The following is a 13,343-nucleotide window of genomic DNA, read 5'->3' on the forward strand; positions in this document are numbered from 1 at the left end:
TCGAAATTCTATTGCTGGAGCCGCATAATGCCTACGACGATCAACGGTACGGTGATTCTGGATGAAGCCGCTTCGAACCTGCAGGGGGTAACCTCGCCCACGGCAACCAACGATGTCGTTCTGGTTCGGCTGGGCAATGTCAGTTCCGCATTCAGCGGTTCAAGCGCCGGGGCCGAGAGCGTCGCGTTCGAGAACGGCAAGGTCTACTCGACCAACATCAACGCCAACACGGTCGTGATCTCGCAGATCACCGACAATGCCAATGCCCCCGCCTCGATCGCCACTGTCGGCGCGATTTCGCTGACGGGCCTGACGGGCTACCGCACGGGCGGCGTCAACAGCGTGGCCGTCAAGAACGGCGTCATCGCGGTCGCCTATGAAAACGCCGTGCAGACCGAGGGTGGCTACATCGCGCTGTTCAATGCGTCCGACAACTCGCTGATCAAGACCATCCAGGTCGGCGTGCTGCCCGATCAGGTGACCTTCACGCCCGATGGCAGCAAGATCCTCGTCGCCAACGAAGCCGAGCGGCTATCATCAACCTCCAACCCCACCGGTTCGATCAGCATCATCGATCTGAGCACCGGCGCGGCCAATGCCAGCGTCGTCAACACGATCAGCTTCGACCATCTGAACGGCAGCGAAACCACGCTGCGTTCGCAGGGGCTCAACATTCTTGCCGGGCAGACCGCCGCTGCGGACATCGAGCCTGAATACATCACCGTCTCGCCCGATGGCACGCGCGCCTATGTGACGCTGCAGGAAGTCAACGGCGTCGCGGTGATCGACCTCACCGATCCGACCGCCACCAAGCCCATCGCGATCCAGCCGCTCGGCTATGTCGACTGGAGCCTTTCGGGCAACAAGATCGACACCAGCGACCGCGACGGGGCTGGCGGCACGGCCTCGATCAACCTGCGCAACTGGACCGGCCTGCGCGGATTGCTGCAGCCCGATGCGATCGCCTCGTTCACGGTCGGCGGCTCCACCTACTTCGTCACCGCCAACGAAGGCGACGCGCGCGTTCCCGATGCGCTCACCGACTCGCTGCGGCTGAGCAGCGCGTCCTACGTGCTCGACCCGACCGCCTTCCCCAATGCCGCGACGCTCAAGCAGGACGCCAACCTCGGCCGTCTCAACGTGCTGTCGGGCATCGGCGACACCGACAACGACGGCGACTACGACGTGATCTACACGCTCGGCGGACGCGGCATCTCGATCTTCCGCCAGAACGCCGATGGCACGATCACCAAAGTGCGCGAGACCGGCGGCGAGTTCGAGGCGATCACCTCCGCGCTGGGCAACAACGGCGTCCCGGCCTTCAACAGCAACCAGAGCGTCGCAGGCTCTTCGTTCGACACGCGTTCGGACGACAAGGGCCCCGAGCCCGAAGGCGTCACCATCGGCGTCATCAATGGCCGCACCTATGCCTTCGTCGGGCTCGAGCGCGTCGGCGGCATGATGGTCTATGACGTGACCGATCCCGCCAACGCCTCGTTCGTCGGCTATCAGAAGGAAGCCCCGACCGACCTCGGGCCGGAAGTCCAGACGTTCATCTCGGCGGCCGACAGCCCGACGGGTCAGGCGCTGCTCGTCAGCGGCAATGAAATCTCCAACACCGTCACGCTCTATTCGGTGCAGACCCAGAGCGAGGGCGACGACACCATCAACGGCGGCAACGACGCCGACACCTTCAACGGCCGCGGCGGCAACGACACGATCAAGGGCTTCGGCGGGAACGATACGCTGAACGGCGGCGCCGGCAATGACCTGCTGATCGGCGGTGCGGGCAACGACACCATCGACGGCGGCGCCGACAACGACACCGCAGGCTTCTCGGGCGCGATCACCGACTACACGATCACCCGCTCCAGCGGCACGATCACCGTGGTCGATACCCGCGCGACCTCGCCGGACGGCACCGACACGCTGACCAATGTCGAGACCTTCTCGTTCAGCGGCGGCACCGTCAGCGTCGCGGCCTATTTCAACAATGCCCCGCAGATCACCTCGAATGGCGGCGGTGACACTGCAGCGATCTCGGTCGCGGAAAACACGACGACTGTCACCACCGTGCAGGCGAGCGATGCGGATGCGGGCACGACGCTGGTCTACAGCCTCAGCGGCACCGATGCCGCGCTGTTCGACATCGACGCGTCCACGGGCGCGGTGACGTTCAAGAACGCGCCGAACTTCGAGGCGCCGACCGATGCGGGCGGCAACAATGTCTATGACGTGGTGGTGACGGCCAGTGACGGCATTGCCAGCGACAGCCAGTCGTTCGCGATCACGGTGACCAACGTGGTCGAGCGCTACACGCTGCAGCTGCTGCACCTCTCCGATGGCGAGGCAGGCACGCTCGCGCCCGAGACGGCGCCCTTCCTTGCCGCGCTCGCCGACCGGTTCGAGGACCAGTACGCCAACTCGATCACGCTGGCGGGCGGCGACACCTTCCTGCCGGGGCCGTTCCTCGCGGCGGGCACCGATCCCTCGCTGATCTCTGTGATCAACCGCGTGACGGGTTCGACCATCTCCACCGCCCCGGGCACGACCCCGGCGCCGGGTGTTGTCGATACCGCAATCCACAACCTCATCGGGGTCGAGGCAACCGGCATCGGCAACCACGAGTGGGATCTGGGGTCCAACGTCTATCTGTCCTCGATCGCGCCCGGCGGCGGCTGGGTCGGCGCCAACTATGCGTCGATTTCGGCGAACCTGGTGCTGAACCCGGCCGGCTTCACCGCCGATCCGCTCAACGCGCGCTTCACGCAGACCGTGGGCACCGGTGTGCTGGCCAACGAAGAGGCGCAGGACCTCAAGGGCCGGATCGCGCCTTCGGCGGTGATCAACGAAGGTGGCCAGACGATCGGTCTGGTCGGCGTGACCACGCAGATCCTTGAATCGATCTCTTCGCCCACGGGTGCCGAGATCCTCGGCTTCCCGTTCGGCCCCGGTGCCAATGGCGAGACCAACAACATGGCGCTGCTGGCGGCCCAGCTGCAGCCGGTCATCGACGATCTGCGCGCGCAGGGCGTCAACAAGATCGTGCTGCTGAGCCACCTGCAGCAGATCACCTTCGAGCAGCAGCTCGCGCCGCTCCTCAACGGCGTCGACATCATCCTCTCTGCGGGTTCGAACACCCGCCTTGGCGATGCGGACGACGTGGCGGTCAACTTCCCGGGCCACAGCGCGGACTTTGCCAATACCTATCCGATCGTGACGGCAGGAGCCGACGGCAAGCCGACGTTGATCGTCAACACCGACAATGAGTACACCTACCTCGGCCGCCTCGTCGTGGACTTCGACGAGAACGGCGACATCCTGCTCGACAGCGTGGCGAACAACACCGCGGTCAATGGTGCCTATGCCTCGACCGCTGCGAATGTGGCCGCGGCCTGGAACGACCTCGACGGCGATCTGTCCGACACCGCCTTTGCGGCCGGTACGCGCGGCAACCAGGTCAAGCAGCTGACGGATGCGGTCAAGGCGGTGATCGATGCCAAGGATGGCAACATCTACGGCTACACGAACGTCTACCTGGAAGGCGAGCGCATCCAGGTCCGCAACCAGGAAACCAACCTCGGCAACGTCTCGGCCGACGCCAACGCCGATGTCGCCCGCGATGCGCTGGGTCTCACCAGCGAGCATGCGATCGTCTCGATCAAGAACGGCGGCGGCATCCGCGCGCAGATCGGCACGATCCTGAACAACGGCGACGGGACGGTGACCAAGGTTCCGCCTTCGGTCGACGGCGAAGTCAGCCAGCTCGATGTCGAGAACGCGCTGCGCTTCGACAACAAGCTGATGGTGTTCGACACGACCGCGCAGGGTCTGCTCAACATCCTCAACTCGCCCAATGCGCTCAATCCCAACAACGGCGGCTTCATCCAGATCGGCGGCGTGCGCTTCTCGTACGATCCGACCAAGGCGGCGGGCAGCCGCGTGCAGGATGTCGTCCTCGTCAACGAGAACGGCGACATCACCGCGGTCATCGCCGACAACGGCGTGGTCGTGGCCGGTGCGCCCTCGGTGATCACCGCGGTTGCGCTCAACTTCACCGCCAACGGCGGCGACGGCTACCTGGTCAAGGCGAACGCGACCAACTTCCGCTTCCTGCTCAATGACGGCACGCTCTCCGCGCCGGTCAGCTCGTCGCTGAACTTCACCGATCCGGCCGTCGTGCCCGCCAACGCCATCGGCGAACAGCAGGCCTTCGCCGAATACTTCCAGGAGCGTTACGCCACCAAGGCCAACGCCTACAACGAAGCGGATACCCCGCAGACGCTCGACACGCGCATCCAGAACCAGGCGGTGCGCAGCGATACCGTGCTGGTGGGCGACTATCTGCTCGCCGATGCCGCTGCCTCGTTCGCGGAGAACGACACCGCCGCCGCCTACCTTGGCAACTCGACCGGCCTCACCGGCACGATCACCTACTCGCTGACGGGTGCGGATGCGGCGCTGTTCGATGTGAGCAGCACCGGCGTCGTCACCTTCAAGAACGCGCCGAACTTCGAGGCCCCGGCGGATGCCGGCGCCAACAACGTCTACGACGTGCGCGTGGTCGCCTCGAACGGCACCAACACGACCGAGCAGGACGTCGCGATTGCGGTGACCAACGTCAACGAAGCGCCCACGATCACCTCGAACGGCAGCGGCGACACAGCCTCGCTCTCGATCGCGGAGAACACCGCGGCGGTCACCACCGTCACGGCCACCGATCCGGATGCCGGCACGACGCTGACCTACGCGATCGCCGGCGGTGCGGATGCCTCGCTGTTCCAGATCGATGCTGCGACGGGTGTGATCTCGTTCAAGCAGGCGCCCAACTTCGAGCGGGCGGCCGATGCGGACAAGAACAACGTCTATGAAGTGATCGTCTCGTCGAGCGACGGCACGGCCACCGACACGCAGACGCTCACCGTCACCGTCACCGATGTCGCCGACACGCGTTCGAGCCAGACGCCCTACCTTCTCCCGGTCAGCTCGGATGTCACCTTCCAGGCGATCATCACCACCGGCGATGCCACCAGCAAGACCAATGGCGGCACCTACCTGTTCGGCGGGATCCCCGACGGCCTGGGCATGTTCGACAACGGCGACGGCACGGTCACCGTGCTGGTCAACCACGAGCTTGCCAGCAACCGCGGCACGGTTCGCGACCATGGGGCGACCGGTGCCTACATCTCGAAGCTGATCATCGACAAGACCGACCTCTCGGTGATCTCGGGCCAGGATGCCTTCTCGACCGTCAAGATCTGGAACCCCACGCTGGGCGCCTACGAGACCGCCACGGTCGCGTTCAGCCGCTTCTGCTCGGCCGACCTTGCCCCGCAGAACGCCTTCTACAACGCCGCGACGGGCCTTGGCACGACCGACAAGATCTTCCTCACCGGCGAGGAAAGCGGTGTCGAAGGCCGCGTGCTGGGTGTGATCGCCAGCGGCGCCGAGAACGGCACCGCCTATGACCTCGCCGCGCTCGGCAAGTTCAGCCACGAGAACGCGGTGGCGAACGGCACGTTCACCCAGGACAAGACGATCGTGATGGGGACCGACGATGGCACCAACGGCCAGGTCTACGTCTACATCGGCACCAAGCAGGCGACCGGCAGCGCGGTGGACAAGGCCGGCCTCACCAACGGCAAGCTCTACGGCATCAAGGTCGACAACCTCGACAACGCGACCGCCAACAACAACGAATCGAACACCGCCATCCCCGGCGGCACGTTCAGCCTCGTCGATCTGGGCGACGTGCGCGGCACGACCGGCGCGCAGCTCGATGCGGCGAGCGAGGCGGCGGGCGTCACCAGCTTCCTGCGCCCCGAAGACATCGCGTGGGATCCGACCAACCCGGCGCGCGGCTACTTCGTCACCACCAATGGCTTCGGCTCGCCCTCGCGGCTCTACCAGTTCACCTTCACCGACATCACCCAGCCCGAACTGGGCGGCACGATCGTCGCGGTGCTCGATGGCACCGAAGGCCAGCAGATGCTGGACAACATCACCGTCGACTTCCAGGGCAAGGTGATCCTGCAGGAAGACGTCGGCAACAATGCCCACATCGGCAAGGTCTGGCAGTATGATCCGGTCACCGACACGCTGACCCAGCTCGCCCAGCACGATCCGGCGCGCTTCCTCTCCGGCGGGGCGGACTTCCGCACGCAGGACGAGGAAAGCTCGGGCGTGCTCGACGTGACCGCCACCTTCGGCGATGCCCACCACAAGGCCTACCTGCTCGACGTGCAGAACCACGCCGCGGCAACCCTCGCCAACTCGGGCGCGAACTTCGCCACCCTCGTCGAAGGCGGCCAGCTGCTCCTCATGAAGCAGTACTACAACGATGCGCCGGTGCTGACGGGCACTGCCGCGACGCTGGCGAACGGCACGCAGCAGACCGCCTATACGGTGAGCGCCGCGGCGCTGCTGACGGGCTACACCGATGGCAACGGCGATACGCTGAGCGTTGTCAACCTCACCGCCTCGAACGGGACGGTGACCGACAACGGCGACGGCACCTTCACGATCACACCGGACTCGGGCTTCACCGGCACGATGACGCTGGGGTACAAGGTGAGCGACGGCCAGGGCGGCCTGACCACGGCGAGCGCCAATGTGGTGTTCACCCCCTTCGCCGCGCAGAGCTACACCGGCACGGCGGCGGCCAACACCTTCACCTCGGCCGCCAATGCCAACTGGACGATCAACACGCTGGGCGGCAACGATGTGATCACCATCGGTGCCGGGAACGACACCGTCAACGCCGGCACCGGCAACGACACCATCTCGACCGGCGCGGGCAACGATCTGATCCTGGTCGATCCGAACAGCGGGTTCGACGCGGTCAACGGCGGTCTCGGCAACGACACCATTCGTGCCACCGCGAACAACACCGTGATCGGGCTGTCCTCGCTCACCGGGGTGGAGACGATCTCGGGCGGCGCCTTCACCGGTGTCTCGATCCAGGGGTCGTTCGCGGCCGATACCCTCGACTTCAGCGGCGTGACGCTGAGCGGGATCACCGGGATCGATGGCAGCAACGGCAACGACACGATCACCGGCAGCACCGGGGCCGACACGATCCTCGGCGGGTCCGGCAACGACACGCTCGATGGCAACGACGGCAACGATACGCTCGATGGCGGTCTCAGCAACGACACACTGCTGGGCGGTATGGGCGATGACATCCTGATCGGCGGTCTCGGCAACGACGAGCTGCGCGGCGGGGCGGGGAACGACACGATCACCGGCGGGGCCGGCAACGATACGATGTACGGCGACGCCGACGACGACACCTTCGTCATCGGCGCGACGGCGGGCCGCGACACGATCGACGGCGGCACCGGCAACGACACGGTTGTCGCCGATGCCGACGGCGTGATCTTCAACGCCGCCCGGATCACCAATGTCGAGGTGTTCTCCTCGGGCGGCTTTGCCAATGTCACCATCGCGGGCAGCGCCGCGGCCGAGACTATCGACCTCTCGGGCGCCACGCTCAACGGCATCGCGCTGATCTCCGGCGGCGGCGGCGTGGACACGATCACCGGCAGCAACGGCAACGACACGATCGACGGCGGTACCGGCAACGACGTGCTCAACGGCGGCGGCGGTGACGACGTGTTCCTCATCGGCGCCACCTCGGGCCGCGACACGATCGTCGGTGGCACCGGCAGCGACACCGTGCGGATCACTGCAGACAGCCTCTCGCTCAACACGGCTGGCTGGAGCGGTATCGAGGCGATCGATGCCAGTAGCCAGACCGGGGTGAAGGTCCTCGGCAGCGCAGCGGCCGATACGCTGGACTTCACCGGGGTGGCGCTGACGGGCATCGGCTCGATCGAAGGCGGCTCGGGCAATGACACGATCACCGGCAGCGCCGGCAACGACGTGATCATCGGCGGTGCGGGCACGGATGTCCTCGCCGGCGGCGGCGGCAGCGACCGGTTCGTGTTCAAGGCTGCGACCGAGAGCCGCCTGGGCACGCTGGCCGATCGCATCCTCGACTTCCAGACCGGGGACCTGATCGACCTGACGGGGATCGACGCCGACGCGAACACGGCGGGGATCCAGAGCTTTACCTTCATCGGTTCGGCAGCCTTTACCGGCCTCGGCCAGCTGCGGCTGGGCACGGACGGCGGCAAGGTCGCGCTGTTCGGCAACATCAGCGGCAACAACACCTTCGCCGAGTTCGAGATCATTCTCGACAACAACCACGCGGTGACGGCGGCGGACCTGATCCTGATCTGATCTCCTGAAGGGGCGGGTCGGCATCCCACACGATGCCGCCCCGCCCGCCCGTAAAAATCCCGAACTATGGCGGCATACCGTGCGGACAAGCGCGGTGTGCCGCTTCCTTATGGGCTGATGCGACGGCTTATGTCGCGGTATGCGGCTTCGATGAGCGCGCTCAAGGCGGCCTCCTCAGGCATGCGGCCGGGCCGCAGCTTCACATGGCGCATGCGCTTGCCGGAACCTTCGAGCAGGCCCGCCGGATCGGCCAACTCGGCCCCGAAGAAAAAGCTGATCGCGCCATGTGCCGCATAGGCATCGAGGTAGAGAAAGGCGCCGTCGCCCGCGCAAATCGTCGGGCGGCCATCGTGGAGCAGTTCGCGCGTATCCGGCCCGCGGGCGCGCGCGGCAGCATGCCAGGGCAGAAGCAACGCGCGCAGCGGGTCCGGCACAGCGAACCAGTGCGCGACGCCGGCATCCGCTTCGCTCGCGGCAGGGAAATGAAAGACCGGATCCACCCGGCGATCTTGCCCGCGACATGCGCGCAAAAGCAAGGCGCCGGAAGTTTCCCTCCGGCGCCCGCCTCAGACCGTCCGGCGCCCGCTTGGGCACCGGGCCGGTTCCCCCCGAACGATCAGAACTTGAAGCCGGCGGCGATACCGTAACGGCGCGGTTCCAGCGTAAAGACGTTGGTGAAGTTACCCGAGGACTGGTCAGTCACGTAGAGACCGGTCACCGAGTTGTCGTTGGTGATGTTCTGGATGAAGCCGCGGATGAACCACTTCTTGTCCGGACCATCGAGCTGCAGCTGGGCATTCAGCTGCGTGAACGACGGGACCTTGTCGACCACACCGTTGAAGATGGTGCCTTCCGACTTGCCGGTGAAGTTGAGGTCGAAGCGCGGGGTCAGCGTCAGGTTGCCGATCGGCGCTGCATACTGCACGCCGGCCGAGAACTTGATGTTCGGCGCGCCGGGCAGCTTGTTGCCACGGATGTTGGTCGGGATGCCCGACGAGTACACCGTCACACCGCCGATGCCGGGCGCATTGCCGAGCGTCGGAGCCAGCGCGCTGAGCACGGCGCAGATCGAGTAGGCGCCGGTCGAGGCGATGCCGCCGCCAGCCGGGAACTGCGTGGTGGGCTTGAGGCCGGCACCAGCCTGAACACCCGGGATCGCCCCGTTGTTGATCAGCGTGTTGGCCGTGTTCACGAAGGCATTCACGCCCGCCACATTGCCCGAGTTCGAGCCGACGGCGCAGTTCGCGGTGTTGGTGATGTCCTTGATGATCACCGCATCCTTGCGGCCATTGCCGAAGTCGCGCGGGTTTGACAGCAGCTTGTCTTCCGACACCTTGGTGTTGAGGTAGCTGAAGTTCGTGTTGATCGTCAGCTGGCGGCTGGGGCGAATGATCGCTTCGGCTTCGATACCGTAGATGTTGGCGCTGACGTTGTCGTTGACCGAGGTACGCGCCACGATGCGGGAGAGCTGGAGACCCTTGTACTGGTAGTAGAACCCGGTGAGGTTCAGCTGCAGCGCGCCGTTCGCGAAGGTGTTCTTCGTACCGATTTCGAACGCGTTCACGAACTCGGGAGTGAAGCTTTCCGGGACCGCGAAGATCGGCGACAGCGGCGGGGTGATACCACCTGACTTGTAGCCGCGCGAATACGAGGCGTAGACCAGGTTGTCCGGCGTGATCTGGAAGTCGAGCACCGCACGGCCGGTAACCTCACCAAACTTCACGTCACGGATCTGGAACGGCTGGTTGCCGGCAATGCCCGCATCCGCGTCGTACGAGGCGGCGAGGAACGGCGAATCATAGGCATTGGTGCTGCCGACCGGCGCGAGGAAGTTGAACAGCGTGGTGCGCGCACGAACGGTCTTCTTGTCGTTGTTATAGCGCAGACCGGCCGTCAGCTTGATGCGGTCGTTGAACTTGAAGTAGGCCTCACCGAACAGACCGTAGGTGGTCAGCTTGTAGGCCGGCGTATTGTTGCGATAGGTCGGCGTTGCGAGATAGGCAGGCGGCGCACCTGCGCCCAGAGCCGAGAACGCGCCGACAACGCCTGCGAAGTAGTCAAGGCCAAACGAGCTCACATAATAGCTGTTCTCGGTGACCTTGTACTGGCCGTAGATACCGCCGAGCAGGAAGTTGAACGGACCATCGAACTTCGAGGTGAGAACCGCTTCCGCCGTCCATGCATTCTGGCGCTGGATCGAACGGTCGAAATCGAGCGGCGTGCTGGCGCAGGCGCTATGGCCGCCGAAAACACCGGTGCCGGTTTCTTCGCCGAGCGACGTGCAGAGCGGACCGCCGGGACCCTGCGGGATCAGCGCGTTGGCGACCGGGGCAAGGTAGGTCTTGAGGCCGGGCCCAAGGAGACCAGCGCCTGCCGCTGCAAGGGCACCGAGCGCAGGCGTAAACGTCGAGCGATCAGCAACCGCGTTGTTGTAGTCCTGCTGCGAGTCGACCTTGGTGTTTTGGTAGTTGCCCTCGACGCGGAGGCTGAACTTCTCGCCGATGTCCTGCTTCAAGGTACCCTGAATGATGGTTTCTTCGGTGAAGTAGGTCGGGGCGAAATCAGTGTTGACGACGCGCGGATCGGCCGGGTTGATCTCGTTGCGGTAGACCTGCGGGCCGTAGATGCTGCCGAGCGCAAACGCCTGCGGCAGGCCGCGGATGGCGAAGAATTCGCGGCTGGTCAGGACGTTGGCGAGCAGCGCGTTGCCGTTGGTGGTGCTGGTGCCGCGCGTTGTGTTGAGGCAGCCCAGGATACCAGTCGGATCTTCCTGGCAGTACTGCTTCTGGATGCGCATGCGGCTGTCCTTCTCGCGGAAGTACTGGCCCATGATGTCGATCGTGGTCGACGAGGACGGCTGCCAGGTCAGCGACCCGCGCAGACCATACATGTTGCGGTCATCGATCTTGGTGTTGTTGTAGAGGTTCTGCGTGTAGCCGTCGCGCTTCAGGTAGAAGCCGGCCGCGCGCACCGCGAGGGTCTGGGTGAGGGGAATGTTGATCGCGCCGCGCAGGCGGACCGAGTTGTAATTGCCGTATTCCGCGTCGCCCGAAGCGCCGAAGCCGTTGAGATCGGGCTTGGCGGTGCGGAAGTTGACCACACCCGAGGTCGCGTTGCGGCCGAACAGGGTGCCCTGCGGACCACGCAGGACTTCGACCTGCTGCAGATCGTAGAATTCACCTTCGAACAGGCCGCTGAAGAACAGCGGCGCGTCGTTCACGTGAATCGCGGTCGCGCTGTCGCAGGTCACGCCGGTGCAGAGGTCACCGATGCCGCGGATGGTGAAGCTCGACGTCGTGAAGTTCGTCTTGGTGAAGGTGATGTTGGGCAGCGACAGCTGGAGATCGAGCGGGTTGCGGATCTGCTGCTTGTCGAGGTTTTCCTTGGTGAAGGCGCTGATCGCGATCGGCACCGTCTGGAGGCGCTGCGACTGGCGCTGCGCGGTCACGATGATTTCCTGGACGGCCGTGCCGTTGTCGCCGGCGGTGCTCTGCGCGTTCTGAGCAAACGATGGCGAAGCGACGGCTGCTGCGCACACACCTGCGAGCAGGGTAAGTTTACCCCTCATATCAATGTCCTCTCTCTTCAGCGGACGCCCATCATTTTTGAGGGTCGACCTTCTGCCTACAGAACATAGCGGAAGACCTGCGTTGTCAACCGCTCAATTAAATTTTGTCCTTTCCGTAGCGGCAGGTGGCACCAAGGTGTGACCCGACAGCAACCCTTTCACCCCCGAAATGGTTGGAATCGCGAATCAACTTGGTATATTCGCATCACGATGTGATCACCCCTCTTGCGTATCACATTGTGATGTGAGAGAAGCTGGTCATGTCCAGCGAACTTATCGACCGCATCCGCCGCCTCGTCATCGAGGGCGGAATGTCCCGCTCCGGCCTCGCCCGCGCGGCGGGGCTCCATGCCAACACCCTGCGCGATGCGGGCCTGCCCGGCTGGAACCCTACCGCCGATACGCTCGCCAAGCTCGAACGCGTGCTGAGCGAGAGCGACGACACCCCTGCCCTCGTCCCCATCGAGGAAATCATCGACGAGGCGCGCAATGGGCGCATGTTCATCCTGGTCGACGATGAGGACCGCGAGAACGAAGGCGATCTCGTTATCCCCGCGCAGATGGCGACGCCGGACGCGATCAACTTCATGGCAACGCACGGCCGCGGCCTGATCTGCCTCACCCTCACCCGCACCCGCACCGAGCAGCTCGGGCTCGAACTGATGAGCCGCAACAACGGCACCCGGCACGAAACTGCTTTCACCGTCTCGATCGAGGCGCGCGAGGGCGTGACCACCGGCATTTCCGCCGCCGACCGCGCGCGCACCGTCGCCGTCGCCATCGATGCCGCCAAGAGCAAGGACGACATCGTCACCCCCGGCCACGTCTTCCCGCTGATCGCACGCGATGGCGGCGTGCTTGTCCGTGCGGGGCACACCGAAGCCGCGGTCGATATTTCACGGTTGGCGGGTCTCAATCCCTCGGGCGTGATCTGCGAGATCATGAAGGACGACGGCACGATGGCGCGGATGGACGACCTCGTCCCCTTCGCGCGGCGCCACGGCCTCAAGATGGGCACGATCCGCGATCTCATCGAGTATCGCCGCCGCCACGACCACCTCGTCGAATGCATCGACCAGCAGCCGTTCCATTCGGACTACGGCGGCGACTGGACGATCAAGACCTACCGCAACAAGATCGACGGCGTGGTCCACCTCGTGCTGCAGAAGGGCGCGGTCCGCCCCGATGCGCCGACGCTGGTGCGCATGCACGGCATCTCGATCATGAGCGACGTGCTCGGCCAGCCCGGCCCGCGCAAGCGCAGCCTGCAGCGCGCGATGAGCGAGATCGGCAAGGCGGGCGCGGGCGTGATCGTCGTGCTCATGCCCGGCGACAGCGACAGCCTGCAGGCCGAGATCGCGGGCCGCACCGGCGACATGGACTTGCGCAGCTACGGCATCGGCGCGCAGATCCTGGCCGATCTCGGCATCCACGACATGGTGCTGCTGACCAATTCCCACCGCAATATCGTCGCCATCGAAGGCTACGGGCTCAACATCGTCGGCGAGCAGCCGATCACCGCGGAGTAAGC

Annotated in this window: 4 protein-coding genes; 2 read left to right on the plus strand and 2 right to left on the minus strand. The window is 65.1% G+C overall.

Annotated features, from left to right (window positions below; genetic code table 11):
* Positions 1–27: 27 nt before the first annotated feature.
* Positions 28–8,244, plus strand: a complete 8,217-nt coding sequence (locus tag NDB2M1_RS23340) for a choice-of-anchor I family protein (RefSeq protein WP_072378614.1) — start codon at positions 28–30, stop codon at positions 8,242–8,244.
* A 107-nt stretch (positions 8,245–8,351) separates the two neighbouring features.
* On the opposite strand, the gene NDB2M1_RS00480 is transcribed toward NDB2M1_RS23340, so the two are convergent.
* Together NDB2M1_RS00480 and NDB2M1_RS00485 are read right to left on the minus strand one after the other, a co-directional pair.
* The gene (locus NDB2M1_RS00480; protein WP_072378616.1) at positions 8,352–8,744 is read right to left on the minus strand and encodes a DUF1801 domain-containing protein; all 393 of its coding nucleotides are present in this window, start codon (positions 8,742–8,744) and stop codon (positions 8,352–8,354) included.
* A 116-nt stretch (positions 8,745–8,860) separates the two neighbouring features.
* Positions 8,861–11,812, minus strand: coding sequence for a TonB-dependent receptor (locus tag NDB2M1_RS00485; protein WP_072378619.1), 2,952 nt, complete (start codon positions 11,810–11,812; stop codon positions 8,861–8,863).
* Positions 11,813–12,072: 260 nt separating this feature from the next.
* Here NDB2M1_RS00485 and ribB point away from each other — a divergent pair, with 260 nt between their 5' ends.
* Positions 12,073–13,341, plus strand: a complete 1,269-nt coding sequence (gene ribB / locus NDB2M1_RS00490; protein WP_072378621.1) for a 3,4-dihydroxy-2-butanone-4-phosphate synthase — start codon at positions 12,073–12,075, stop codon at positions 13,339–13,341.
* Positions 13,342–13,343 lie beyond the last annotated feature (2 nt).

Source organism: Novosphingobium sp. NDB2Meth1 (assembly GCF_900117425.1).
Lineage (GTDB): Bacteria > Pseudomonadota > Alphaproteobacteria > Sphingomonadales > Sphingomonadaceae > Novosphingobium.